A 26,714-nucleotide genomic window follows, 5' to 3' on the forward strand; every position below is an offset into this window, starting at 1 on the left:
CCTCAATGCGCCCACTTCTTTGTTAAATTCCACGGAAATAGAACGACTATTCCTCGTGAAATTTGCCTCGAATTGAACGCATTGATGACCTCTGATTGCGAGCATCTTCAGGTTGTTTGGGTATAGTTCATACCGAACAGTAACTTATAGATAGGGCACAATGCTGAGATCCCGGTTCTTTTTCTTACTATTTGCTACCTTGCTAGTTGGGTGTACTACACCACACCAAACTACCCTGTTCACTCAAAATGGGGCGACGTGCGAAAACCGCCTCTCTGCTTATTACAAGAAAGTAGAACATGAGCGTGATTTCAAACTGCCTTACCATCAGGATTTACGCTTTCCTCATCTGGCTTTTGACCGTTTCAGCACGTCCTTTGTTGGAGAGCTATCTAGCGCTTCTGCGCAAGCTCAATGGCTCACCCATGTGGGTCATAAAGGGAAAGAGCAACTCGATGTCGCATTGGCTTTAGCACCCGTCGATACCCGCCATCAGATTGAATTGAAACAATGCCAGCAGCAATTACTCGAGGAAAGCATCGAAAATTCCCGCTTTTGGAGAGAATTGGAGAGCCATCCCCCTTCCGTACCGACAGCTTACGAGCATTGGAAGCGAGTGATAGGCGTTTACCCTGTTGCCACACTTGTCGCCGAAGGCCAAATCGAAGATGAACAGGAGCGCATCAAGGCAGATTTTGGCAGAACGCTGAAACACCCTTTCCGTTATGGCGAACCACCGGCACATCTGACGCAGCAAAACGTGAAAGCCATACTCGAAGAAGCAAGTCGCTATTCCTCACTGCAATGGCCTTTGCTCACAAGCGATGAATCTGAAGCCTTACTCGATAGGTTCTCTCCTCTGTTTGTCGTCGAAACCTTATCACCCGATGACATCCCCGGCGCACTGGCGATGGAGAGCCAAGACAGGGTGTTGATCAATACCCAAACGCCCGTTATTTACCGCTCCGTCACTTACACCCGTTTTCATGGGAAAGTGTTGCCTCAACTCAATTACGCATTGTGGTTCCCAGCCAGAACCGCAAAAGGCCACTTCGACCCGTATGCGGGAGAGTTTGATGCGGTAAATATTCGCATCACGCTGGGCGAAGACGGTGCTCCACTGATTCTGGATTCCATTCACCAATGCGGTTGCTATCACATGGTGTATGCATTGAGCCCAACACTATGGTTTAAAGAGCAAGATGACGAAAAGCCAATCCAGAACTACCTGTTCCCAAATACAGACAACGGTCGTTTTGAAATCAGTTTAACTGGCGGAGAGCACATGATCAGCGCGATTCATGTTACTGATAACACTCACCCCGACATCACGCTTAAGGCGAGAGAAATCAAAGAGACACTGATGCTTTCGGATAGCACTGGAATGAGGCAAAGCCCTTTTGATGAATTCGGCATTCTGGAACAAAGTCTTCGCGGCGAACGTTGGTTCCTATGGCCTTTTGGCGTGCGCTCACCCGGTGCAATGAGACAACACGGACAGCATGCCATTGCCTTTATTGGAGAGCGTCACTTTGATGATGCTTTCATCCTAGAAACCCTGTTAGATAGACACTAACAAAAAAAGCGAGCTAAACAGCTCGCTTTTTCTCTTCACTTTTCAGTGATTAGTGAACATGGCCGTGTTCGATTTCTTCGGCAGTTGCTTCACGCACTTCGCGGATAACGCCTTCAAATTGGAGTACGACACCCGCCAATGGGTGGTTGCCGTCGATCGTCACTTCATCGCCTTCAATCGCGATAATTGTCACTTGGATATTGCCTTGTGGGCCTTGGGCATTGAACACCATACCCACATCCAATTGGTCCACGCCCTGGAATACACCTCGCTCAACCACTTGAATCAACGCTTCGTTACGCTGGCCGTATGCATCGTCTGGTTGAATTTGAACGGCAAACTCTTCACCTTCAGAGCGGCCTTCCAGTGCTTTTTCCAAACCCGGAATGATATTTCCTGCACCGTGCAGATACGCTAAAGGATCTTTGCCTTCCGACGTATCAATCAGCTGTCCTTCTTCGTCTTTTACCGTGTAGTCGATTTTTACGACTTTGTTTTCTTCAATCATCTTGCCATCCTTTGTCGGCAGCGAATTTACGTATCGTACCTTTACGTCGGGCAATCGGCGCAAAGAGTTGTCAAGGACGAAACGTCAAAGACAGATACCAGCTCATCCCTTTGACTGTAACACAGTGAGCAAAGCACTAAAAAAATCGACCCGGTTACAGCGTTTTGATTACTAAAAACGTGAACTTAGGCCGATATCATTGATTTCAGTCGTTGAGATTTAACGCCACAGCGCCTTGATGGGATGGTCACGACCGAAACGGTGTGCGATTTGCGCCTGAAGTAACTCGGCAGTCGCAATCGCATCCGTCAGCGCGTTATGTCCTTGATAAAAAGGCAAGTTGTAACGACGACGGCTGTCTGCCAACCGAATAGATGTTAGCGGCTTTTTCATTAGGCAGGACCAAAACTTCTGGAAAGGTTTACGGTAATACCAAGATTCAATCTCCAGAGTATCCACCACCGGAAACAACAAGGTTTCACCCAAACGGCTTTTGACTGCCGCCTCGATAAAATCACGCTCGATGCGACGGTAATGCACCACCACAATCTTCCCTTCCAAAGACGCCAACACCTCTTCCAAAATCCGGCGTAAATCCGGCGCATCACTCACATCAGAGTGGGTAATACCGTGGAAAACCACAGAATCGTCTTCCAGCGGTTTTCTCGGCTTCACAATCCAATGCTTGGCTTCGCGGCAATGGATACGGTTAAGCGTGAATGGTACCAAGCCAATGCTGACAATGTCGTTTTTGCTGGGATCCAACCCCGTGGTTTCCAGATCCAGCGCAACGAATTCAACCTCAGACACTGGGGTGTCACCATTTACGACACCCGCTTCGTAAAAACGCTTCAGCAGAGGCACCTTGGCTTTTTGCTTCAATCGTTCATTGAGCGTTGACCAGTCAGGACCAGCCTTAACGTCTTTTGCACCGTTTTTAGGTTCAAGAATTAACACTACATGCCCCTAATTACTGCGGTTTGGCTGGTAACGGTACTTGAGGAACTTCTGCGCGTTACTCATGATCTGGAAAGCGTCTTTGAGGTTACGGCGCTCGAATTCAGACAGGTTTTCAGGCTCGATGTTGTTATCAGGCTCAATCTCCTGCTCCACATCAATAGCCTGATGGCGTATGCGTACCATGGAGATGAACTCCATCGCATCACGGATATCCTCGCCACGGCCTTTTGGCAAAATGCCCGCTTCGATAATGTCGTCCAAACGCTCAAATGAGTTCTGGGAACGGGAGCCCACCGCCAGTGCATGAACACGGATCAGATCTGCCAGTGGCGCGGTGCCACGGCGTTTCAGGTTCATTGAGTTTTTGTGTCGACCGTCCTGCTCCATCACAAAGCTCTTGAAGAAACCAAGAGGTGGAGTGCGGTTCAGTGCATTGCGCGCCATACAGGCCAGGAAGCGGTTATTACGCTTCGCACGTCGCGACACGAATGCTTTGAGTGTTTCAGCCCAGTTCGTTGCGCCGTAAACGCCATCAAGATCGAAGAAGATATTGCTGTTCAATAACGACTGGGGGTTCGGATGGTCAATCCAGTCCGCGAACGTCTCTTCCCATTCCGCACGGGTCTTACGCCACTCAGGGTTAGTCGCCATAATGTTACCGGTACAATAGCTGTAACCACATTGCGCAAGGCCATCACTCACAAACTTTGCAAGGTTCACAAAGTATTCTTCATGCTCTCCAGGATCGTACTTGTCATCCAGAATCAGTGCGTTGTCCTGATCGGTCACAATCAGTTGTTCGTCACGCGCCATTGACCCCAGTGCCAGGAAACAATAACCAATAGGTGGCGGGCCATACTCTTCTTCATACAGCTCAAGAAGTCGCTGCTTGAAGCTTCTGCCTATCACCGCCATCGCAGAACCAATCATATGTGAGTTGGCATCTTCTGAAACCATACGGGAGAAACAGGCTGGTACGTCTTTCGACAAAGCCGCCAGATCCTCAACGGTTTGCTGACGGAAGATACTGCTCACAATCACCAAACTGCTCTGGGATTCGTAACGCACGATATCAGACAGCGCAACCACCCCCACAGGCTTTTGATTTTTAAGGATGGGCAAGTGATGCAGGTTGTTACGAAGCATGGTCAGCATGGCTTCGAATACATAGGCATTGTGATCGAGCGTGATAATTTGTGGAGTCAGAATCTCAGTAATCTGCGTCTCATAAGGTAAGCCAGGAGCCACCACGCGGGAGCGCAAGTCCCTGTCGGTAATGATGCCCGCAATACGCTCCTGCTCCACACCTTCTTCATCGGCTTCTACTGTCATAACTAACAGCGAAGATACGCCCTCGTCAGTCATGATTTGTGCAGCATGGCGAACGGAAGATTCACAATCCACGGTAACGGGATCGCGCAAAATCAGGTTGGTGACTTTAGAGGTGGTGAGATCATTGCTGTCACGGTGGTTCTCCACCGCCTGACGCAAGCGCAATCCGTCTTCCACCTCCATAAAGTCTGAGAAAGATTCAAAGCGTTCGCTGAGATCGTCAAAAACGGTATCAGGAATAAAGTAAACCAGACTGTCTTCAATCGCTTTGGCAGGGAAGCGAACACGGCGATTCATCATCAATCCCCATTGGCCGAACGTCCCTCCTTCAGAGAGCCGGTTATAAAGCTCTCCTTTGCGGCGATAGATTTCGACCACGCCACTGCGAACTAAACACAGTTCGTGGATTGGCTGACCGTATTCAAAGATTTGCGTCCCTGCGCGGAAGTAGGAAATTTCGACCTGCTTGGCCACTTCATCCACTTCTTCTTCCGGCAATTCATTGAAGGGCGCATGTTGTTTGAGAAACGCTGCGATTTCTATTTGTTCCGCTTCCATTACTTATCAATCTCTCAACGAGTTTACTTCCGACCGGAAATCAGACTCGGACTTCAAACCAGACGAAACAGGGCAGACGTCATGTCTGCCCCGCTGCGCTTACAAGGTTGGTCAACCTAGCCTCGCGGTTCGGACATCAGTCCCTTTATCACCGAGACACAGGCAACCAGCAACACGATGGTGAACGGGAATCCGGTCGATACCGCCATCGCCTGAAGGGCTACCAATCCGCCACCCAAGACCAAGGCAATCGCAACCAATCCTTCAAACGTACACCAGAACACACGCTGTGGCACAGGTGCATCCACCTTACCACCAGCAGAAATCGTATCGATAACCAGTGATCCTGAATCTGATGAGGTTACAAAGAAAACCACCACCAGAATAATACCGATAAATGACGTGATTGAAGCCAATGGTAGTGCATCCAGCATCGCGAACAGTTTCAATGGCAGATCTGCCTCTGTCACTGCCGTATAACCATCATTGACCACCTGGCTGATGGCTGTGCCACCAAACGCAGTCATCCACAATACACAAGCCAGTGAAGGGATCAGCAGTACACAAGTGATGAATTCACGTACCGTACGTCCACGCGAAACACGTGCGATAAACATACCGACAAATGGCGACCAAGAAATCCACCAAGCCCAGTAGAATGCGGTCCAGCCAGCGGCAAAGTTAGAATCTTCACGTCCGAACGGGCTGGAAAGCGCAGGCAAGTGTTCAACATAAGAGGCCAGATTGCCAAAGAAGCCAGTCAGAATCGCAATGGTTGGCCCCATCAGGATCACAAACAGCAACAGCGCCATCGCCAGAATCATGTTGATTTCAGACAGACGCTTCACACCGGCATCCAGACCCGCCATGACTGACACAAGCGCCAGTGCCGTGATCAGGATAACCAGAATCACTTCTGTGGTTTCACCAAGTGGGATACCAAACAGATAATTCAGGCCCGAAGCAGCTTGTGATGCGCCAAGTCCCAACGAAGTCGCCAAACCAAACAAGGTGGCCACGACCGCCAGAATATCAATGACATGGCCGACCCAGCCCCATACACGCTCACCGAAAAGTGGGTAAAACACAGAACGCATGGTGAGCGGCAAGCCCTTGTTAAACGAAAACAGTGCCAGACCTAAAGCGAGCACCGCATAAATCGCCCAAGGATGGAGGCCCCAGTGATAAATGGTTGCGGCCATAGCCAAATCTGCCGCTGCTTTCGGATCCCCAGCGGCTGCACCCAATGGCGCCCAGTCGGTCCGCACACCATTTTCAACAGAAGTACCGCCTAGCGCTGCACCGTAGTGGGATAAAGGCTCTGCAACCCCCCAGAACATCAGCCCGATACCCATACCTGCAGCAAACAACATGGAGAACCAGCCTGCGTAGGTATAGTCTGGCGTGGCTTCAGTACCGCCGAGACGGACTTTACCCAATGGGCTGACTACCAGTACCAAACAGGTGATCACGAAGATGTCACCCGCGGAAAGGAAGAACCAGTCCAGATTAGTCGTCAGCCAGCCTCGTATCTCACCAAAAATTGGGGCAACGTCTTTCTGGAAGGCGAGTGTAATGAAGACGAAAAGAACAACGGCGAGGCCGGAAATGAGGAAAACGCGGTTGTGAATATCAAGACCAAATGGCCCGATCTTCATGGCAATGTTGTCCTGCCCAACCTGATAATCTGTGTCTATGGGGTTGACGTCACCATCCGGTTTCATCAACTCTTCATGACTTTTATCGCTCACAGTAAACTCCTTAATCCGTTTTGCGAGTTAAGCAGCTAATGGCGTTGAATATGCAGGGTGAAATAATAGAAAACGAGGTTTTCTATCATCAGGCATATTGAACGCTCACTAACTTAAGGTCTAATGACCTAAACACTCTAACATATCCTTAGTGTTCAATGCTTCAATAGTGAGAAATGAGTCGAATTAATCGCTGTAATTGCACAATAATTAGCCACAATATCGTGTTAATCAGGCAGACAGCCAACGCAAATAACCATTGAGCTCTAAACATTGGATTCGCGTACTAACCCTCTATTTCTATCCCTGCATAGGGTGGTTGAATTACGCAAATGCGCCGTGCTGGATCCAGTTTCGGCCAATGTGTCAGTTACGTTTTGTATTTGGTTTTTTACATAAAAAGAAAAATCCGGGCGCGAACCCGGATTTATTTCTTTCGCTTATTTGCGTGGCTCAGACATCAATCCCTTCACCAGGGAGAATGCACAAAGCAACAGAACGATACAGAATGGCAGACCTGTCGATACCACCATTGCCTGCAGCGCCCCAAGGCCACCACCCAGCAACAGAGAAATCGCTACCAGACCCACAAACGAACACCAGAAGATACGCTGTGGTACTGGTGCATCCACCTTACCGCCTGCAGAAATGGTATCGATAACCAGCGAACCGGAATCTGAAGAGGTGACGAAGAAAACCACCACCAGAATGATACCCAACAGAGAGGTAATGCTCGACAGAGGCAGGCCATCCAGCATGTTGAACAGCTGTAGCGGCAGATCTGCATCAACCACTGCGCGGTAACCATCCTGAAGCTGCTCAATCGCCGTGGTACCGAATGCTGTCATCCACAACACACAGACAGACGTTGGGATCAGCAGTACACAAATGATGAATTCACGCACCGTACGGCCACGCGAAACACGCGCGATAAACATACCTACGAATGGCGACCAGGACATCCACCATGCCCAGTAGAACGCGGTCCAACCTTGTGAGTAGTTAGCGTCCTCACGACCAAATGGGTTTGAAAGCGCAGGCAGGTTCTCAAAATACGCCACCATATTGGTACCTAAGTTGGTGAAGATTGACAGGGTTGGACCCACAGCAATCACAAACACCATCAATAAGGTCGCCATTGCCATGTTGAACTCAGACAAGCGCTTCACGCCAGAGTCCAGACCCGCAACCACAGACGTTAGCGCAAGGCCTGTGATACCGATGATGAGGATAACCTGAGTGGTAATGCCGCTTGGAATGTTGAACAGGAAGTCCAGACCCGCAGCCGCCTGCGACGCACCAAAGCCCAGTGATGTTGCCAGACCAAACAGAGTGGCAACGACCGCCGTGATATCAATGATATGACCCGGCCAACCCCAGATGCGCTCACCAAAGATTGGGTAGAACACAGAACGGATAGTCAGTGGTAGGCCTTTGTTAAACGAGAACAGTGCCAGAGACAGAGCCAGCAATGCGTAGATTGCCCATGGGTGCAAACCCCAGTGGTAAATCGTCGCAGCCATACCCAGATCTTTTGCAGCAACCATATCGCCCGCAGCACCACCCAATGGTGCCCAGTCAGTACGAACGCCATTTGACTCAACCACACCACCAAAAGAAGATGCATAGTGTGAAAGTGGTTCAGACACGCCGTAGAACATCAGGCCGATACCCATACCTGCAGCAAACAGCATGGAAAACCAACCGACATAGGTGTAATCAGGGGTAGCTTCTGTGCCGCCGAGACGTACGCGTCCCAATGGGCTGAAGATAAGGATCAGACAGAGAATAACGAAAAGGTTACCAGCGCCGATGAAGAACCAGTCCATCTGAGCAGTAAGGGTGTTTCGCATCTCGTTGAACAGAGGGCCAACAGAGTTGCGGAACAACAAAGTGACTAACACGAACAGTGCAATCATACCGCCTGAAACCAAAAACACGCGGTTATGGATATCCAGACCCAAAGGACCGATTTGCAGGGCGATATTATCCTGACCTACTTGGTAGTCAGTATCGATAGGCGTCACCGCACCATCCGGTGACATTAATTCATCGTGGCTTTTATCACTCACAACGACAACTCCATGTTACATTCACAACATTCAGGCCAATTTGCCTAAATAAACGCAAACTATTACTGTTTACGTCAGTGAGGTAAAACAAATAAAACTTGTCGAATTAGCATGATTTTTCGATATTAATTACCAACAGAATCAAAAAGGCCGCACTCATTCATAGCGATAATGCCAAAATGACAAATGTCACGATAAATTAAACAGTTAGAGATTATTAAGATTGCCCAAATAGTGCTCAGCTTGCTCTAATACCGCACTACGCTCTTCGTCGGATTTTCCATCCCAGCCGCGATAAACCATGCCGGCGCGCGGATTCACCGCAATTTTAGCGCGATGACGTTCCATAAAATGCCAATAAAGACTGTTCAGAGGACAAGCACCCTCTCCCACTTTTTCTTTCACTTTGTAGTGGCAACCCGCGCAGTAATCGCTCATCTTATTGATGTAGTTACCGCTGGCACTGTAGGGCTTGGTGGCGAACAGACCGCCATCTGCAAACAGCGCCATTCCCCGAACGTTCGGTAACTCTACCCACTCAATGGCATCGACGTAGATCCCCAAATACCAGGCATCAACTTCTTCCGGTGCAATGCCCGTCAGCAGGGTGAAGTTACCGGTAACCATCAAGCGTTGGATGTGATGTGCATAGCCGTAACCGAGCGACTGCTGAATAGCCTGTTTCAGGCATTGCATTTTGGTCTCGCCCGTCCAAAAGAAATCAGGCAAAGACCGTGTGCCACCCAATGCGTTCATGGTTGAATAGTCCTGCATGTTTGCCCAGTAAAGCCCGCGGACAAACTCACGCCAGCCCAGAATCTGTCTGACAAAGCCCTCCACCTGATTGATGCTAATGCCGGAGTCAGGCTGGCGATACGCCTTTATCGCGGCTTGAATCACCTGCATTGGGTGAAGCATTTTGCTGTTGAGTGCAAAGGAAAGGCGGGAATGATAAAGGCTCCAGCGATGCGGGCTCTCGGAGGTCATCGCATCCTGAAAACTGCCGAATTTTGGCAACAGGTACTGACAGAAGTAATCGAGCAGTTCCCGCGATTGTCTTCGAGTGACGGGCCAGAGTAGCTGTGGGGTAGCAACACCTATGGTTTCCACACCATGACGATCCAAACGTTCGAGAATAGCTGACACATCATTGGCAAACACCAACGGCTCAGGGATGCATTCAAGTTCAGCTTTGGTCAGCTTGGCGCGATTGTCTTTGTCGTAATTCCACTTTCCCCCTTCCGGTTTGTCGCCTTCCATCATCACGTCAAACTGCTTACGCATCTTGCGGTAAAAAGACTCCATCAGGTGATGTTTTCCAGCAGTGAAATGTTGGCTCAAGGCATCATCAGGTACCAGAAAATGCTCACTGCTCGTCGCACTGGTCTCAATACCTAAAGAATCGCTAAACAGACGAAGCTGTTCGCGCAAACGGTATTCATCCGGAAGTTGATATTCAAAACGCGTAATACTGTGTTTATCAATCAATGCGTTTAGCAGTGCGTTCAGCGAATCGAAGGATTGTGTTTCATCCAGCGTCATGTGCCTCACATGGTGACCTGCTTTCTCCAAGGCAGCCGCAAAACCTTTCATGGCAGCGAAAAACGCACAGACCTTCTGAACATGATGAGGGGCGTAGTCCGTTTCCTGACGCAGCTCTGCGATCAGGTACAACACACCGTCGTCGTGTTCGCTGTACCACGAATGGCTGGCATTTAGCTGGTCACCGAGAATCAGTCTGAGTGTGCGGAACTGGATCATTGGAATCGCTACCGTTTCTTTTTTCAATCAACAGTATGCATTACGGTTCAAGGTGCTGAGAGATCAAAAAAACGCCAGACAAGCTGGCGTTTTTTATCGGAGGCTGTGAGTTACTGCGCGTGAGGTCGGAACACGATTTTCTCGTCTTCTTCCGCCGCTTTCATGTCGTTGAAGCGTTTCTCATCCAACGCGTCTTCGCTTTTCGCAACAATACAGGTTACCGCACAGTCACCGGTGATGTTCACCGCGGTACGAATCATGTCCAGCAGACGGTCAACACCCATGATCAGTGCAATACCTTCCAGCGGCAGACCCACCTGATTCAATACCATCGCCAGCATCACCAGACCCACACCCGGTACACCCGCGGTACCGATGGACGCCAGCGTTGCTGTCAGGATAACCGTCATGTAGTCCATCATGGTCAGGTCAACATTGAACGCCTGCGCGATAAACACCGTTGCTACACCTTGCATCATCGCTGTGCCGTCCATGTTAATGGTCGCACCCAGCGGGATGGTGAAAGATGCAATCTTGTTGTCAGCACCCATGCGGCGAGTGGTGGTTTCCATCGACACGGGAATAGTCGCATTCGACGACGCCGTCGAGAACGCAAACATGATGGCATCTTCCATTTTCTTGAGGAATGTTACCGGGCTCAGGCCGCTGAATACCTTAAGCAAGGTGGTGTAAGTCACCAGCGCATGCAGCACCAGGCCACCCGCCAACACGAAGAAGTATTCCGCTAGACTGACAATCGCTGACAGACCCAGCGAGGTAAACAACTTCGCCATCAGACAGAACACACCAAACGGAGCCAGATTCATCAGCAGAGCAACCAGCTTAAGAATCACTTCGTTCAGATCACGGAAGAAGGCCGCCACGCGCTCACCTGGCTTACCAGACGCACTGATAGCAATACCGAACAGCAGCGCAAAAATGATGATTTGCAGCGTGTTGCCTTCCGCCATTGAGCTGATTGGGTTCGTAGGGAACATGCCCACAATAACATCGCCCAGCGATGGCGCTTCGGAAGCTTGGAAAGACGATGCCGCAGAAAGGTCTGCACCTTTACCTGGGCCAAACAGCAGTGCAAGGCTCATTGCCAGGGTGATCGCCAGCGCCGTGGTGCCCAGATAGAACATCAGGGTTTTGCCACCCAAACGGCCCAGCGTTGCGATATCTTTCAGTGCGCTGGTGCCACACACCAGTGAAACGAATACCAAAGGAACCACCAGCATCTTCAAGCTGGCTACAAAAATTTGGCCACCAACGTCAAACAAGCCGTTGACGATATACTCGTTGACGAAACCTTCTTCGCCGAACAAAAACCGAATAGCAAAACCAGTCACAATACCCATCACCATGCCCAGCAGGACACGGGTGGTCAAAGACATCTTGTTAGCTTCCGCATTCATGATTGAAAACTCCTTTTCAAAACTCAACGCCAAGGAGATTAAACTGGTGATTTATATTGACCATAAGAATACGAACTGCCCTCGGGCAAAGCATCGTTTCAACAGAACTCAATGAACCGAATTTTAATCTGATTGGTTAACTTGCTCTTCACAATCAAGCGCGATGAGATTAGCAGCGGAATCCCAACTAAATACATTCCCTTTTTACAACATCGAGTCACTTTTATGCGACACATCACACATCCGAGGCGAAATTTCCAATCTGATAAACATCTGATTAACAAAATAAAAAACTATTAGATGCCTTTTTGACCAGCAGAAAAGACCTGACCCGTTCAAAAAGCCATCAGTGCTATTAACAATAGTCAGGCGTATACCCAATCTGAAGGCTCAGCTTTCTACCAGCCAGAAGAAACTGTAAGCAGCGATCAATGCAGGTAAGGTTGAATAAAGGGTGGCAACAATGGCGGCCTTTGGTGCCAGCGCAATCGCAGGGAAAAGCGCATCACCATCATTGGAAATCGCATTGCCAATTTGGGCGGACATTGGCACAGCGCCACTGATGTACAAACTGGTAACTAGAATCTGAGGCCCGCAGCCGGGCAATATGCCCACAAGCACCCCCATTAATGGCACCAAAGCGCCCCAGCCAGTAAAGAGTTCACTGAGATCCATCCCCAGCCAGAGTACGCAAAGCTCAAACACCAGAAAGGCCGCAATCACCCAGACCATCACAAAGTTAGTGTCCTGAGCGACCCGCTCGAAAAGGTGCGATCCACTGTCTTTGGGATCTTCTCCCACCAAAGACTCATAATTTTCCGCTTCTCGCGCCAGTGCCCAGAAGGTCACCGTCGTTATCGCGAGAACCGCACCAACCAGCTCGGACATGCCAACAGGAAGATGAAGCAACGCATCGGTATCAAACTGCATTGAGCCAAGCAGTGCCATCACCAGAGATGGAAGCAACACCCATTGCCAAAAGCGCCCCTGCACACCGATAACCGTCTGGCTGTCGGCTTGTTTGGAACATGGGTTAGGTTTTGCCGGAGAGTGTTTGGGTCGCATAAAGTCATCACGATGCAGCGCATCGACAATCTGTCCGGAAACCACACCGACGGCAAAGCCTAACCCAATCATAAAGATGCCATCCGAAGGCTTGGTGGCTAACAACAAGAACGCAGCATCACCCATCGTCGCTGTAAGCACTGCAACCACACTGCCAAAGCTAAGGTTGCCACGTACAAACTGGGTGATAACAACAATAGCGCCACCACATCCCGGTAAAGCGCCCAATACCGCTGAAAGCACCACCTGCAGATTTTTCTTTTTTGCTAAACGCGATACCCAAGCGCCATGACGCTCGAACTTGTTCGTCAAATAGTGAAAAAGCGCTAGTGTCGCAGCCACATAAGCAGCCACTTGCCAGAAAGCATCAGACAGCACAGCGAGTGTCACCGCACGTGTTGGTTCAGCGAAAATCAGCGCAAGTAACAACACTGGTACTAAAAGGCGACGTTTTTTCATCGCCCAGAAATGCCGCTTTGAAACCGGTGCGAAGAGTCGGGAAAGTAATCCTGTCATCGTTTTACTTTTGATAATGAGAATTATTATCAATAATAGATCGTAGATGACGAATTGCAACAGGAAGTTTGATAATGCCAATCACAGTAGATAGGTGATCAGAAATAGCGCAGGAAAATGCTCAAGAACAAGGCGAAAAATTTCGATAAGTCGTTATTCTACAATCAGATATTTACTACGATTGGTATAAGCATAAAGTACGGGTGAGAGATAAAAGAAAACCGCCCCGAAAGGCGGTTTTGGTTGAAGCTTACATCTGGCAATTAAACGCGGAAGAAAGCAAGCTCCTGCTTCTGGCTTTCAGCCAGCTGAGAAAGCTCCTGACTTGCCGACGCGCTTTGGCTGATACCGGTAACATTCTGGGTAATGATGCCAGACATATTGGTGATGTTACGGTTGATGTCCTGCGTCACTGCCGATTGCTGTTCAGCGGCGGTCGCCACCAGCGTATTCATGTCAGTGATTTGTGCGACAGACTGTGTGATGCCGTTCAGGGCATCATTCGCCTGCTGGCTCAGTTCCTGAGTACGCGCAAGCACGTCCATGCACATTCCCATGCTGTCACCCGCCTGAGAAGCCTGAAGCTGCAAGCCTTCGATGATTTGCTGGATCTCTTTGGTCGACTCTTCAGTACGCGCTGCCAGCATACGCACTTCGTCCGCGACCACTGCAAAACCGCGACCAGAATGGCCTGCACGCGCCGCTTCAATTGCCGCATTCAGTGCCAGTAAATTAGTTTGCTCTGAAATACCGCGGATCACTTCCACCACATGACTGATGCGTTCAGATTGCTCTCGCAGGGTGCTAACCACACTTGCAGTGTTTTCAATCGACTCCGCCATTTGCACCGCGGCCTGTGTACTTTGCTCGAATACTGCCAGACCTTGTGCTGCCAGTTCATCAGTTTGACGAGCCGCATGGTCAGCATTCACTGCGTTGTCAGACACGTTATCTGCAGTACTTGAAAGCTCGGTCACTGCAGAAGCAACCTGTTCGATTTCTGCCTGCTCTTGCTGTGCGTTCACTGCAGACTGGTTCATCACCGCTGCAAGTTCAGTGGAAGCCGCCGCCACTTCATCGCTGATACTGAACAGTGTGGTCACGGTATGACGCAGTTGGCTTATGGTCTGGTTGGTGTCACGGCCCAAACGCGCCAGTTCATTTTCACCGGATTCATCCGCCTGTACGTTCAGATCACCTGTCGCCAGACGACGCATGACATCCTGAAGCGCTTCCAATGGTTTCACGATCACACCTGAAAGCCACCAGCCAAACAGCATCGCAATCGTCAATGCACCGCCCATCACCAAGCCGGTTGTCACCATCATCTGATCTGCATCGTCGTCAGATTTTTTCAGGTCTTGCTCAACCAAAGGATTGATAAAAGCTGACAGTGCGCTGATGTCTTTCATCATTTCCGCGCCCATTTCACGGTATTCGTTCACCATAGCGTTATAGCGCGGCATGGCGATTTGTTGCTTGAAGTAAGCTTCAATCGTCGGTTGCGCTTGGGCGTTGGTATAGCGAACGTAGTCGCTCACACTGCTCTCGATATCAAGTGCCATATCACGCAGCACCGGCGTTTTTGCCATTTCACGGGAAATGGTCAGCGCTTCGTTACCCAGCTTGGCAACGTTGTCGGCCATTTGCTTGGTACGTTGCGAATCGTAGATACCGTAAATCGCTTCCACACGCATTGCCCAGGCAATGTCTGCCAGTTTAGACGCGCGATCTTTGTCATTCGCTGCCTGTCGTGCCGTATTACTGACCGAATAAACCGCAGATTCAACTTCACTCTTGGCAAAGATCATCACTGCGAAAGTGCTTATCACCAAAAGAAAAATAGGGATCAGAATTTGATATCGGATAGAGATATTTTTGAGTGACATTTATCGCTTAAACCTGAGTCGTATTGCTGAAATTGCGCGCATTATGAGACTTAGATCAACATTTGCCAACCGTGAATTTTCTTTTAGAAACATTTATTTTGGCAATCAGTTTGAACGCCAAATTCCCGTCGGGAGTGTCAAAAAACTGCGTGTGGGAAATGGTTTGAGACGTTGGTAGAGATGAGATAGGGACGGACGCTCAGAAGAGAAAAGTCTGGATTACTATACGAGTGAGACAAAGGCAGACCGGAGGCTATGTATCGCCCCCAGTCACTTGGACATAATATAGTTAAGCGTCGTTTTCTAAGCTGGAGACCAAGGCTTCGATATCTTCATGCTTGTCACTGGTTGAAAGCCAAACCAGATACAGCTCGTTCGCCATCGCCGGGCTGTCTTTCACCACATGCAAAGCACCGGCTTCAATCCAAGGCTGTGCGACGGTAGAGGGCAAGAATCCAACGCCTCCACGGTTAAGCAGGAATTTCAACGCAGGCTGGCATGCATGGCTGTGCAGGACAGGGGTACGTTGTAACGACGCAATACGGCCATGTTCAAGGCCAAAACGGGTTCCCCAATCCAGATACACCATCGGCAGTTCACTCACCGATTCCAGATCCTGATCCGGTTCACTACATACCAGCAGAAGTTCAAACGCTGTAATACGGTGCTGCTGCAGATCTGCCAGTTTCGGTGGTTCGCTGGTCAGCACCACGTCAACCTGCTTCTCAAGCAACGCATTCGAAATTTGCTGACGGCTCAAAGATTCCGTGCGAAGTGCCCAATCCGGTTGCTTGGCTTCAACTTGTTCCAGCCAGTCACTGCAGCTGTCCATTTCCCAGATCAGCGACGTCGCCCCGACCGTGAGTTGCTGCTGGTAGCTGTCAGTTAGCGCCACATCCTGACGTGCGCGGCCCCAGGTCTGCAAAATGCTTTCTGCATAGGGGACAAAACGCTCTCCCGCAGCAGTTAAACGCAAATCACCGCGCTTGCGGGTAAACACCGGCGTACCGAGTTTGATTTCCAATTGGCGGATACGGAAGCTAACTGCCGACTGTGTTAAATACAGGTTGGTTGCCGCTTTACCAAAATGTCGGGTTTTGTTCACTTCCAGGAACGTGCGTAGTAGATCAGTATCCATAATCAGCAATAAATCAAAATAGTTTCGTCAGCTTGCGTTATCACGGAAAAGCCCTATCGGGTCAAGGGTAAAGCGCACAATTCGGCGCGATTGCGGATCAATTGAACGCGTACGACAAAATCAGGAGGGAATATTCGACTTTGCGGGCTTGGGAAGGGAAAAGCAAAGCGCATACACCGCCAGCCCTAAACACCATGCACCAATAAACGCTCCCCAATTATCCACCAAATGTCCAATCAAAGCGGATGCAGACAACAGAAATATCACCACCAGCAACACATTGATGCAGGTTGCGAGATAACGATTCGCTTTAAAGCTTTTTCCCCAAAACACAAACACGCACAGGTTCACCGCTGCAACCTGTCGACGGTAATATCTGTCCAGGTACATGGCGAGCCAGAATCCCCACAGTGTGCCCACTGCTATATCGAGCCAGGTCTCAAACATCGAGCCTCCGAACCATAAAACGGTGTCCACCCTGCCCTATCTAAACGGTTGTTTCGGGTGGTTCAAGTTACTCAGTGTAAGCCTTACGCAATCAGTTACACGTACCACTATAGAGACAAATAGGTGTCGCATTGCTTACCACATACCATTCCAAACTTGGTATCAACGTCTGACTGCTTTTTGTCGATGCGACGCACGCCGCCAAGTAGTGCAGAAATGCGACGGAATATCCCGTTATCCAAATGGAAATCCCTGTGTCACTGTGCGACCATGCCTTTCTGCTTAAAAAGCAAGCAGCGCCTCCGACTGGAAGTCGCTCAAGCACAGAATCAATACAGGAGTTATACGTGCGCATATCTGCCCCCATCGTCGAATCACTGGATACCATCCTTCCTGAAGAACCTTTGTTGATGATGGGCGCTGGCCCTGTGCCAATTCCTGCCAAAGTCGCCGCCGCCAACGGGATTGTGATTAACCACCTCGGTGAAACCATGTCACGTATCATCGAGCAGGTCAAATCCATGTCACGCTATGTATTCCAGACCGAATCTTCACACATTCTCGGTGTGGCAGGCCCAGGGTCTGCGGCGATGGAAATGGCGGTAGCAAATCTGGTTGCACCGGGCGACCGAGTGCTGTCTGTGAGCAATGGCTTTTTCAGTGGCCGCTTGGCGGAAATGTCTGAACGTGTGGGCGGAGAAGTCACCCGCTACACCATTGCTGAAGGACAAGCTGCAAGCCCAGAGGAGATCGCCAAAGCCATTGCCGAAGTGCAACCCAAAGTGCTCACTATCGTGCAGGGGGAGACCTCCAATACGGTTTGCAACAGTGCGCTGCCGGAAATATGCAGTGCCGCCAAATCTGCGGGATGTCTGGTGATTGTCGATGCCGTCTGTACCCTCAGTACCATGCCACTCAACATGGATGAATGGGGCGTGGATGCCGTGATCACTGGTGGCCAGAAAGGGTTGAGCTGTATTCCCGGTGTTTCTCTGGTCGCTTTCTCTGAGCTGGCGTGGGACAAAATCACCACCCGCGAAGACACGCTGCGCCACTGGTGTCTGGATGCCAAACTGGCAGACAAATTCTGGTACCAAAGCTCTTACCATTACACCGCCCCCGTTTCCGGCATTATGGCCATCCATGAAGCGCTGCGACTTATTTGCGATGAAACCCTGGAAAAGCGTTTTGACCGTCACCTGAAATGCTCCCTTGCCCTTCAGGCTGGCATTCAAGGTCTCGGGCTTTCCCTCTATGCCGACAAAGCCTCCCGACTGAATTCCGTCGTAGGCATCAATGTGCCGCAAGGGTTAAACCAGAAAGAGATTCTGGCGGCGATTTCCCGAGATTTTAAAGTGGAGATTTCAGGTTCATTTGGTTTGAATATCGTTCGAATCGGACAGATGGGCGAGCAATGCCGCGTGCACAATATCTTCCGCACTATCCATGCGTTAGGGTCGACCATCCAAAGACTGGGCGGTGAAGCGAACTTACCCTTGGGTGTGGCGATGTTGGAAAAAACGTTGCAGGAGTACCAGCCACAGTTTGGCTGACAGAAAATAAATCGGCAGGCTCGGGGGTTACGTGAAACTGGGTTGAAACGGCTCGCCATCAATATGCATAACGCCGTCTTCAAGGGTAATAACAAACTCGTGGTTCAGCGCATATTCTCTGGAATCCGAGCCAAGATGTAAGTACTCGCTATCAAATTCATAGAAGTGGGTTAACGTTATCCGAACCAAATTGCGGTTTCTCATATAGCGCAGCAAGTTACCGTAGGCACTTCGCAGCGCCGGTTTGTTTTCACTCTCACCAAGAAAGTAAATGCTGTAAGCGCGGGCCAGCATCAAGGCTAGCGTTTTAGCGCCTTCACCGTTCGGCATGCCGAGGCTTTCTGGTTCGACTTCACGATCACCCTTGATAGCTAATACATTGCAATCAAATCCCCCCAGATACACCAGCAGGTCAGTATCAGAAGACATATGTTTTGACGCTTCATGACTCAGCGCAGATACCAGAGATTGCGCCCCCTCCCAATAAGGTGAAGGTGAGCTGCCGGTCGCCACAACTTTGCTTTCCACCTCAACATCAATACCTGTCCCGAACAGGAAATCATGAACAGAGAGGGTGATGTCTTCGTTTTTATTTGTCAGTAAGGTGACAAATTTAGGTTCGAGCAGGACTTTAGGGTGCGGAGTGTTTTCGAAAAAGTGATCCCCCAGTTTCACAGCCGCCGAGACTTTGCGCTGTTCTTTGCCAACCAGAAAGTGGAATGTGGTTTTTTTGGTCAGGAAATTGTAACGAGGGCGTTTGAAGATATTGAAACGCACTTTTTCGCGGCTACACAGCAGAAACAGATGGGGTTCTGCCAGCTTGTGGTCGAGATGGTTTTTCAGGTTGGCGCGGTAATCGACCACGTATTGGCTAAGTTTGCGGATTTCTTGCGAAAAGCGTTCGTCTTGAAGTAGGTCGCACCACAAAATGTCCGTGTCCGTCAGTTCGGAGTGACAACTGACCAGTGCCGGATTCTCGATAAGACGAAGTGTTGCGACCAAACCAGGATCCTTATGTTCATGTTTACGAAGCTTTTTTAAGCGTAGTGGATCTCACGGTCGTCGCACATCAAATTTGCCGGATTGAGAGCAACGCCACTTGGTTCTGTTGACCTTAACTAAACCGGTTCAATAGATCGCCGACCATCAAAGGCTTTGAGTAGAAATATCCTTGCTGATACTGACAGCCACGGTGAATAAGAAAATCAACCTGTTCTCCGTTTTCTACCCCCTCTGCGACAATCGCGATGTTCAGACGATGGGCAAGTTCAATGATGGACTCCAACACGGGCGCATTCACCGAATCTACCCCCACAGTATCGACAAAACACTTGTCAATTTTCAGATAGTCGAGGTTAAGTCGCTGCAGCATGGACAATGAAGTATGCCCTACCCCGAAATCATCGATTGCCACTGATACGCCAAGGCGACGCGCCGCGTCAATCTGGGTAAGCGCTGAGTCGTCCAACAACTGACGTTCAGTGATCTCAAGCGTAATGGAAACGGGCAACGCATCGAACAACCCCAGCACATAGGCCAACTCCGATTCAAAGCTCGGACAGGTCATAAACTCCGGCGGGACATTGATGCCTAAATGGTAGGTTTTTCCTGAAGGCAGCAATGCCATGTCCTGGGCTGCGCGGGAAAAGACATAGTGGGTAAACTCAACACCCAAGCCATTCTGCTCGATGACTGGAATGAAGATATCCGGCCCCACTGCGCCCATCTTTGAATGCTGCCAACGCGCCAACGCTTCGAAGCCATAAAGCTCCCCCATTGCGTCGTAAACCGGTTGATACATCAAATAGAACTCTCCACGTTTCATACCGGTTTTAATTTCTTCGATGAGAGAAAAACGGGGCTTCAGACGCATGATAATCAGGTGGGAGAACAGGGAAATAAGCAGCCCAAGAGGAATACTCGCCAACGTGAACATCAGCATGGAGTAACGCACATAGCTTTCCGTGGGTTCAACGCCGAGCTCAATGTGAAAACGCTGCGATTTGAAGTAATGCATGCTTTCAAGGTCATAGTGGCTTCGGTTAAACAAACACTTGTCACCAATCCAAACGGCCAGCTTTTCATACTGCAGCGAGTCTGAGATATCCATGTAGTTGATAAATTCGTCTAAAGAGACAACAGCCATACCACGGGTATCGAGATCCTTTTTATCTTGGGAAACAATCACCAATACCTGTTCATGACCCACTGTTCCTGCCTTAGGATAGCTGTGAATACCTGGCGTCAGATTTGCGGTGATCAAAGACGGGTCGACCCAGTCAAAGACTGTGTCAGACTGACACATGACCTGGCCATTTTTCACAGTCACAAAATCATGCACGCTTGGCCAGAGTTTCAGTCTGCTTTTGATAGAGCGGCAATTAGAGGTATGACTCATGATCACCTGCGCCTGGTTGGTCAGCGACTCAATCTTTCGTTCAAGGGTTTTTAGGTATATCCCTCCAAAGTCATCGACATGTTTATCAATGGACAACTTGGACAGATACAGCCCCAGCAACACAGCAAAAAACATCGGCACACATACCAGCGTCAGGTAGTACACCAAATCTCGCCCATTGCGTTTCATGCTCGAAAACCTTGTTCAGTAAAGATGTGAGGCCGTGGGATCTTGGAGATAACCTGCCTACTTTTCCGAACATCATACGCTTTATAGCCGAATAATTGTTGATTGATAGCAATTAGTCAGCCATCAATCCGTCGAGAAATGTGGACACCACGAACAGGAGTGCGATGTATATCACAAGGATTCTGAGACTGTCATAGAGATTTTAGAGTGAAAACTCAAAATTTTGATGTGCGGCAGAAAACCGCGTCTGGATTAAATGAGGAAGGCGCTGTTCAATCAGGCTTCACCCGCCAAATGCTTTAGAAAACGAAGCTGTTGGCGTTCCTGATCTGAGGGTTGGTAGGGCGCGTCGCTCAGTGAATCCGTACTCAACTCGCCAAGTTCAATTTGCCCAACCTGACTCACACCATATTGGGTTTCTTCACCGGGACGGCCTGACATGCGCTCCAATTGTAAATCTTTCAGGGTAAAGGAGCCGCTTTGACCGCCAAACACGGATTGGTGCGCTTTCAGAATGATTTCGCCCTCGCCTTTACCGAGCTTTTTCTTTTCGGTAAGAACAGCAACAGGAGTGCCATCTTCCCGGTATAAATTGGCACGAAGACGATAAATGCCGCCCTGTTTCGCATCAATGGTGACAGGTATCATCCAGTCAGCCTGCTCGGTAAAAGTGGGCTGTGCGCCTGTCACATACGCCACAGGATTGGCATAACTGATATCCGCCGTCAGTACATCGCTGCCGCCCTCGAAGCGAACCGTCACTTTCAGTCTTAGCTGGGAAGACGCGCTTTCGTCAGGCTGCATTTCACCCAAAGCGTCCTCGCTACGGCCACTCGCTACCTCCGCACGACTGGCGATATCCAACAAGGTATACCGCATGCCGAGAACCGGCAGGGCACTTTTCACTTTGAAGTGAACAGGTTCCGGATAAAAAAACCGGTATTTATCGAGCGACAAGACGGCGGATTCTTTGCCATCCAACACGGGCATTTCAACTTCGGAAAAACGGTTTGGCGTAAGATAAGGGCTATCGGCTGATAAGATTGGCTGTGAATACGGAGGGTAATGCAGTTCTTGCTCAAAGGTCTGCGCGACCAAAGAAAATTGCGCTGTCATGGCTTCAGGCACCTCGACTACGGGTAACGGCTCCTCCGGCTCAACAGCAGGGTTTTCTTGCTTGGCTAATGGCAAAGGCTGCGTGATTGGCTCAGGCACAGACGGATTTTCATTTTCCGGCAACGCCGCGGCAGTATCCTGCTTGGGCGTACCTTCTTCGTTATCGCCAAGCAACCAAAAGCCCAGTCCTGCAAGTGCCAATGTTATCAGCACAGTCCCCGCTTTTTTCATTCATGCATCCTTATTCTCACTTCCCCAACCCAGGGGCTGAAAACCGGAGGAGCTATGCCCCTCCGGTCACGCTTATCGCAGGTTAGCCACCAGCTCAGACATGGTATGGTTTTCAGAGCCATTCACGTAACGAAAATACGCCCAGCTCCACCAAGACCAGGAATCAGAGGTACTCACTGAAACCTGTGTGCCATCTCCTAAAGACACGCGGCTGTTCGCTGCAGTCACTTTTCCTTGGTGAACATCGCCAATCACGCCGCCATGTGTATAGCCGCTCCCCATCAGCATTGGGTAGTGCTGAGGCATAAAGCTCGATACACCGCGGGATTGACTTGCCAACTTGCCATCATAGGCGACAGAGCGGGAGCAGCTGGAGAAACTGCCTACTGTGCTGGAACCGCAGGTGGAGTGGGAAGCCACAACGCCATCATCATGGCCTGGCAGGAAAGGCGACGTGACGCCAAGATACTCGCTCGAATCCCCGGTAAATCGGATGCGTGGTACGCGGCCATCCGGGAATGGGGCGATTTGTCGGGCGTTCGCCACTTTCAAGTCATTGAGCACGCCAGTATTACTGCTATTTGGCATTTCACCCAGCCAAAGTGATATTGCAAATTGCAAGGTTGTGTTTAAAACACCACCACCCTCAGCAATATTAACGGCCATATCAGCAAGCTCAGAACCGCCGCCTGCACCCGCAAAATCAAACGTGGAAATAATATTTAATGGCTGTAAATCTTCGTTTAAAAGCCAATTTTCCTGATTATCTAAAATATAGCGCGTGACCAAATCACCGGTAGAATGAGTCACAAAAATACATCCGTTGACACAAGTATTATTTTGCGCAAGTTGTTTTAATTTTGGCCAGGCATAATCGCTGGCAATTTTCCCTGCGACGCGCTCATGGGAAGGCCAATCGATTCTTACATCCGCATGGGTATTCCAATACTGTGCCCAGTATTGCTCTCCATCAGCCCTGACCTCGGTAGGGCCTGGCCTTGCAGAGAGTTGAGAGGGTTGTAAACCATGAACCAGCACCACAGGATGCTGGCCAATGGCGGCTGTTGCTTGAAATGAGAGAGCTGCTGTTGCTAGTGAGAGCATTGCTATCGTTTTTTTCATTTTAACCACCCTTTTGTATTGGTCTCGCTCAGCGTAGGGCAGAACAAGAAATATAACAATTCGTTAACATAGATCTCGCTCTCGTTATTTAATAAACAACAGAAAAAGTTATTTTAAAGTGTAATAAGGAGCGACATCCTTTGTATAAATGCGACAAATAAGCCGGATTGCATAACACTTCACTTCCTCTATTTCTTTTTTATTAAATGGTAAAAAACTCTTTCTTATTTAAATTAAATCAATTGCATAAACCTGTTTATTAATATTTTTATCACTTTGGTCGTCTGATATAGATCCTCTGAGTCAACAGATCGGATTTACGCCGTGTTGAACCTCGAATCACGATATGAAACCAGACTCTATGCCGCGCCTGCATCCTTCTTAGTCGTATACAAGCAACCCCGAAGTCGTAATTAAATAATTTTCCACATAGAAACAGGGTCATTATGCAGGTATACCCAAGCAAACTGCTGTCTGCAGTGTGGGCGGGTTGGATGCTAATTGCTTGGACTGACGTTCAAGAGAGCCTCGGTATGATTGGTACTTCACTAGGGAAAGAAGATGACTAAAGTGCCCGCACAACGCATTGATAATGCGCTTATTGACCGCAACGCCGTGAAAACCATGCTGGAAAGACGTATCCCCGACCACACGTTGGAGCAGCCGTTTTACAACAGCGAAGCCCTGTTCCAGATAGATATGGAAGAGATCTTTCACAAAGAATGGATTTTCGCTGGCATGAGTTGTGAGCTGCCAAAACGCGGCAGCTACATCACGGTCGATATTGGTCTTAGCCCTGTCATCATCCTGCGCGATAACAAAGACGAAATCCGTGCTTTCCATAATACCTGTCGTCACCGCGGCTCGAAGATCTGTCTGGCCGCTAAAGGCAAAACACCAAAACTCGTCTGTCCGTATCACCAATGGGCTTACGATTTGGACGGTTCACTGGTCTACAACGGCCAGGACATGGATGAGAGCTTTGATCGATCTACCCATGGATTGGCGTCTGTACATTGCCAGGTTGCTGGCGGCTATATCTTTGTTTGCCTTGCCGAAACAGCACCACCCATTGAAGACTTCGTGAAAGACATGGAGTACTACCTGGAACCGCACGATCTCTACAATTCAAAAGTTGCGGTACAAAGCGAAATCATTGAGAAAGCCAATTGGAAACTGGTAGTGGAAAACAACCGCGAATGCTATCACTGTGATGGCTCCCACCCGGAGCTCCTGAATTCGTTGTTAGAATGGGACGACAACAATGATCCCCGCGCCACACCAGAGTTCAAAGCGTTAGTCGAGAAGCAGCAAAATTTCTGGTCTGGTATGGATATCCCTTATCAGTACCAAATGCGTTACGACAACCGTAACCGCATTGTCCGTACCCCGTTAAAAGAAGGTACCCACTCCATGACAATGGATGGTCAGGCCGCCAGCAAAAAGCTCCTCGGCCGTATTACCTCTCCGGATCTTGGTGCCTTACGCATTCTGCACCTGCCAAATTCCTGGAACCACGGCATGGGCGATCATCACATCGCATTTCAGATCCTGCCAATCAGCCCACAGGAAACCAAAGTAATCACCCGCTGGTTGGTGCACAAAGATGCTGTCGAAGGCGTCGATTATGACCCTGAAAACCTTCGCCATGTCTGGGATGCGACAAACGCGCAGGACAGAACTTTGTCTGAAAACAACCAGCTGGGCGTAAATTCTATGGGCTATCAACCGGGTCCCTATTCCAAAACCTATGAATTCGGGGTAATCAACTTCGTCAATTGGTACTGCGAGCGCATGAAAGAAAATCTGGGTTAGAACCAGTGAAGAAATGGGGTGAGTCGGGGTGGTGCATTCAGGTAAGTGTATGTCGTGCCTGTGTAATCTAAAACCCTGAATCCACCCCACAATCGCAGCAGGAAACCGCGAAAAATCTTAGGGAAAATCACTATGAACGAACTGGAACCCTTACCCGAAGACAGCCTGAACCCGGTCAATACACAGACCTGGGCAAATGGCCGCCATGTCGTGCGCTGCGTTAAGGTGATTCAGGAAACACATGATGTAAAAACCTTCTGCTTTATGAGCCAGACACCCATCATGTTTTTCTTCAAGCCAGGCCAGTTTGTGACCTTGGAGCTGGAGATTGGTGGCGAGCAAATCATGCGCAGCTATACCATGTCGTCCTCCCCTTCCGTTCCGTACAGCTTTTCAATTACGGTGAAACGGGTCAAAAATGGGTTGGTCTCGAACTGGCTTCACGACAACCTTCGGGTAGAAGATGAGATTGCCGTTCATGGCCCGGTTGGCAATTTCAACTGCATCGATTTCTCTACCGACAAAGCGCTATTCCTCTCTGGCGGCGTTGGCATTACACCTGTCATGTCGATGGCAAGGTGGTGGTACGACACCAACAGTTTGGTTGACATGAAATTTGTCCATAGCGCTCAAACCCCAAAAGACATCATCTTCAAGAAAGAGCTCGAACTGATCGCGTCACGCATCGACAATTTCGAGCTCAGCATTATCTGTGAACGCTACGACATCGGCGAAAGCTGGCACGGCTATCGCGGCTTTCTGACTCAGCAAATACTCGAACTCATCGCACCGGATGTCCTTCAGCGCGAAGTCTACTGTTGTGGCCCCGAGCCTTACATGAGAGCCGTGCGCGCCATGCTTAAAGACATCGGCTATGACATGTCGCGTTACCACGAAGAAAGTTTTGGTGAAACACCACCGGAAGCCATAGAAGATGCAGAAGAGTCTGCAGAACTGGCGCAAATTGCGGATGAACAGCCACAAGCTGGATTCTGCGTGGAATTTATTGATGAAGGCATGTCCGTCACGGTGACCGAAAACGAAACCGTACATGCTGCCAGTACCAAGCTGGGCGTACAAATTCCTAAAGCTTGCGGCATGGGGATCTGCGGTTCGTGCAAAGTGAGGTTACTGTCAGGGAATGTCAATATGGAGCACAACGGCGGGATCAGCGACGAAGAAATTGAAGAAGGCTACATTCTCAGCTGTTGTAGCAAGCCCCTTGATGATGTGTCGATTGAGACCTGAAGCCCCAATATCCCCGCCAACTGATTGATACCAAAGAAGCTCCTTTACGGA

Annotated in this window: 21 protein-coding genes; 5 read left to right on the plus strand and 16 right to left on the minus strand. The window is 49.5% G+C overall.

Annotated elements, in window-relative coordinates; genetic code table 11:
- Positions 1–160: 160 nt before the first annotated feature.
- Complete coding sequence (locus D515_RS19215) at positions 161–1,576, plus strand: hypothetical protein (protein ID WP_039850341.1); 1,416 nt, start codon at positions 161–163, stop codon at positions 1,574–1,576.
- A 49-nt stretch (positions 1,577–1,625) separates the two neighbouring features.
- On the opposite strand, the gene D515_RS19220 is transcribed toward D515_RS19215, so the two are convergent.
- From D515_RS19220 to D515_RS26365, 12 genes are all read right to left on the minus strand, one after another.
- Positions 1,626–2,084: an FKBP-type peptidyl-prolyl cis-trans isomerase gene (locus D515_RS19220; protein WP_002540880.1), complete on the minus strand. Its 459-nt coding sequence runs from the start codon at positions 2,082–2,084 to the stop codon at positions 1,626–1,628.
- Positions 2,085–2,303: 219 nt separating this feature from the next.
- Positions 2,304–3,041, minus strand: coding sequence for a 3'-5' exonuclease (locus D515_RS19225; protein WP_002540881.1), 738 nt, complete (start codon positions 3,039–3,041; stop codon positions 2,304–2,306).
- 9 nt (positions 3,042–3,050) lie between these two features.
- The gene (locus tag D515_RS19230; protein WP_002540882.1) at positions 3,051–4,934 is read right to left on the minus strand and encodes a DUF294 nucleotidyltransferase-like domain-containing protein; all 1,884 of its coding nucleotides are present in this window, start codon (positions 4,932–4,934) and stop codon (positions 3,051–3,053) included.
- 116 nt (positions 4,935–5,050) lie between these two features.
- Entirely contained in the window at positions 5,051–6,658 is a 1,608-nt protein-coding gene (locus D515_RS19235) for a BCCT family transporter (RefSeq protein WP_369700107.1), read from the minus strand.
- A gap of 467 nt (positions 6,659–7,125) precedes the next feature.
- Positions 7,126–8,757, minus strand: coding sequence for a BCCT family transporter (locus D515_RS19240; RefSeq protein WP_002540884.1), 1,632 nt, complete (start codon positions 8,755–8,757; stop codon positions 7,126–7,128).
- A 207-nt stretch (positions 8,758–8,964) separates the two neighbouring features.
- Positions 8,965–10,518, minus strand: coding sequence for a cryptochrome/photolyase family protein (locus D515_RS19245; RefSeq protein WP_002540885.1), 1,554 nt, complete (start codon positions 10,516–10,518; stop codon positions 8,965–8,967).
- Positions 10,519–10,628: 110 nt separating this feature from the next.
- Positions 10,629–11,936 carry a dicarboxylate/amino acid:cation symporter gene (locus D515_RS19250; RefSeq protein ID WP_002540886.1) on the minus strand — a complete coding sequence of 436 codons (1,308 nt, stop codon included), beginning with the start codon at positions 11,934–11,936 and terminating at the stop codon, positions 10,629–10,631.
- A gap of 390 nt (positions 11,937–12,326) precedes the next feature.
- The gene (locus tag D515_RS19255; protein WP_002540887.1) at positions 12,327–13,517 is read right to left on the minus strand and encodes a putative manganese transporter; all 1,191 of its coding nucleotides are present in this window, start codon (positions 13,515–13,517) and stop codon (positions 12,327–12,329) included.
- Positions 13,518–13,780: 263 nt separating this feature from the next.
- Positions 13,781–15,406, minus strand: a complete 1,626-nt coding sequence (locus tag D515_RS19260) for a methyl-accepting chemotaxis protein (protein ID WP_002540888.1) — start codon at positions 15,404–15,406, stop codon at positions 13,781–13,783.
- Positions 15,407–15,695: 289 nt separating this feature from the next.
- Positions 15,696–16,544: an HTH-type transcriptional regulator HdfR gene (hdfR, locus tag D515_RS19265; RefSeq protein WP_002540889.1), complete on the minus strand. Its 849-nt coding sequence runs from the start codon at positions 16,542–16,544 to the stop codon at positions 15,696–15,698.
- 120 nt (positions 16,545–16,664) lie between these two features.
- On the minus strand, positions 16,665–16,991 hold the full coding sequence (locus D515_RS19270) for a hypothetical protein (RefSeq protein WP_002540890.1): 327 nt from the start codon (positions 16,989–16,991) through the stop codon (positions 16,665–16,667).
- 107 nt (positions 16,992–17,098) lie between these two features.
- Positions 17,099–17,233, minus strand: coding sequence for a hypothetical protein (locus D515_RS26365; protein ID WP_002540891.1), 135 nt, complete (start codon positions 17,231–17,233; stop codon positions 17,099–17,101).
- A gap of 105 nt (positions 17,234–17,338) precedes the next feature.
- Between D515_RS26365 and D515_RS19275 the strand changes: the two genes are divergently transcribed.
- On the plus strand, positions 17,339–18,544 hold the full coding sequence (locus D515_RS19275) for a pyridoxal-phosphate-dependent aminotransferase family protein (RefSeq protein WP_002540892.1): 1,206 nt from the start codon (positions 17,339–17,341) through the stop codon (positions 18,542–18,544).
- 27 nt (positions 18,545–18,571) lie between these two features.
- Here D515_RS19275 and D515_RS19280 read toward each other — a convergent pair whose 3' ends face one another.
- The 4 genes from D515_RS19280 to D515_RS19295 all read right to left on the minus strand — a co-directional run bounded on the left by D515_RS19280 (position 18,572) and on the right by D515_RS19295 (position 23,600).
- Positions 18,572–19,546 (minus strand): hypothetical protein, encoded by a 975-nt coding sequence (locus tag D515_RS19280; RefSeq protein WP_002540893.1) that lies wholly within the window; start codon positions 19,544–19,546, stop codon positions 18,572–18,574.
- A gap of 112 nt (positions 19,547–19,658) precedes the next feature.
- Entirely contained in the window at positions 19,659–21,131 is a 1,473-nt protein-coding gene (locus tag D515_RS19285) for an EAL domain-containing protein (protein ID WP_002540894.1), read from the minus strand.
- A 276-nt stretch (positions 21,132–21,407) separates the two neighbouring features.
- The gene (locus D515_RS19290; protein WP_002540896.1) at positions 21,408–22,478 is read right to left on the minus strand and encodes a hypothetical protein; all 1,071 of its coding nucleotides are present in this window, start codon (positions 22,476–22,478) and stop codon (positions 21,408–21,410) included.
- Positions 22,479–22,550: 72 nt separating this feature from the next.
- Positions 22,551–23,600: a lipase family protein gene (locus D515_RS19295; RefSeq protein WP_002540897.1), complete on the minus strand. Its 1,050-nt coding sequence runs from the start codon at positions 23,598–23,600 to the stop codon at positions 22,551–22,553.
- A gap of 446 nt (positions 23,601–24,046) precedes the next feature.
- Between D515_RS19295 and D515_RS26370 the strand changes: the two genes are divergently transcribed.
- The 3 genes from D515_RS26370 to D515_RS19305 all read left to right on the plus strand — a co-directional run bounded on the left by D515_RS26370 (position 24,047) and on the right by D515_RS19305 (position 26,663).
- Positions 24,047–24,169 (plus strand): hypothetical protein, encoded by a 123-nt coding sequence (locus D515_RS26370; protein ID WP_002540898.1) that lies wholly within the window; start codon positions 24,047–24,049, stop codon positions 24,167–24,169.
- Positions 24,162–25,415 carry an aromatic ring-hydroxylating oxygenase subunit alpha gene (locus D515_RS19300; protein ID WP_002540899.1) on the plus strand — a complete coding sequence of 418 codons (1,254 nt, stop codon included), beginning with the start codon at positions 24,162–24,164 and terminating at the stop codon, positions 25,413–25,415. The genes D515_RS26370 and D515_RS19300 overlap by 8 nt, the downstream gene beginning before the upstream one ends.
- A gap of 132 nt (positions 25,416–25,547) precedes the next feature.
- Positions 25,548–26,663, plus strand: a complete 1,116-nt coding sequence (locus D515_RS19305) for an FAD-binding oxidoreductase (protein WP_002540900.1) — start codon at positions 25,548–25,550, stop codon at positions 26,661–26,663.
- The last annotated feature ends 51 nt before the right edge of the window (positions 26,664–26,714 follow it).

It is taken from the genome of Grimontia indica (assembly GCF_000333895.2).
In the GTDB taxonomy this organism is placed as follows: domain Bacteria; phylum Pseudomonadota; class Gammaproteobacteria; order Enterobacterales; family Vibrionaceae; genus Enterovibrio; species Enterovibrio indicus.

Bases quoted from the DNA above. Each gene is read 5' to 3' on its own strand.
- D515_RS19215 (WP_039850341.1), top strand. From the start codon at position 161: ATGCTGAGATCCCGGTTCTTTTTCTTACTATTTGCTACCTTGCTAGTT.
- D515_RS19220 (WP_002540880.1), bottom strand. From the start codon at position 2,084: ATGATTGAAGAAAACAAAGTCGTAAAAATCGACTACACGGTAAAAGAC.
- D515_RS19230 (WP_002540882.1), bottom strand. From the start codon at position 4,934: ATGGAAGCGGAACAAATAGAAATCGCAGCGTTTCTCAAACAACATGCG.
- D515_RS19235 (WP_369700107.1), bottom strand. From the start codon at position 6,658: ATGAAACCGGATGGTGACGTCAACCCCATAGACACAGATTATCAGGTT.
- D515_RS19245 (WP_002540885.1), bottom strand. From the start codon at position 10,518: ATGATCCAGTTCCGCACACTCAGACTGATTCTCGGTGACCAGCTAAAT.
- D515_RS19250 (WP_002540886.1), bottom strand. From the start codon at position 11,936: ATGAATGCGGAAGCTAACAAGATGTCTTTGACCACCCGTGTCCTGCTG.
- D515_RS19255 (WP_002540887.1), bottom strand. From the start codon at position 13,517: ATGACAGGATTACTTTCCCGACTCTTCGCACCGGTTTCAAAGCGGCAT.
- D515_RS19260 (WP_002540888.1), bottom strand. From the start codon at position 15,406: ATGTCACTCAAAAATATCTCTATCCGATATCAAATTCTGATCCCTATT.
- hdfR (WP_002540889.1), bottom strand. From the start codon at position 16,544: ATGGATACTGATCTACTACGCACGTTCCTGGAAGTGAACAAAACCCGA.
- D515_RS19270 (WP_002540890.1), bottom strand. From the start codon at position 16,991: ATGTTTGAGACCTGGCTCGATATAGCAGTGGGCACACTGTGGGGATTC.
- D515_RS19285 (WP_002540894.1), bottom strand. From the start codon at position 21,131: ATGAAACGCAATGGGCGAGATTTGGTGTACTACCTGACGCTGGTATGT.
- D515_RS19290 (WP_002540896.1), bottom strand. From the start codon at position 22,478: ATGAAAAAAGCGGGGACTGTGCTGATAACATTGGCACTTGCAGGACTG.
- D515_RS19295 (WP_002540897.1), bottom strand. From the start codon at position 23,600: ATGAAAAAAACGATAGCAATGCTCTCACTAGCAACAGCAGCTCTCTCA.
- D515_RS26370 (WP_002540898.1), top strand. From the start codon at position 24,047: ATGCAGGTATACCCAAGCAAACTGCTGTCTGCAGTGTGGGCGGGTTGG.
- D515_RS19300 (WP_002540899.1), top strand. From the start codon at position 24,162: ATGACTAAAGTGCCCGCACAACGCATTGATAATGCGCTTATTGACCGC.
- D515_RS19305 (WP_002540900.1), top strand. From the start codon at position 25,548: ATGAACGAACTGGAACCCTTACCCGAAGACAGCCTGAACCCGGTCAAT.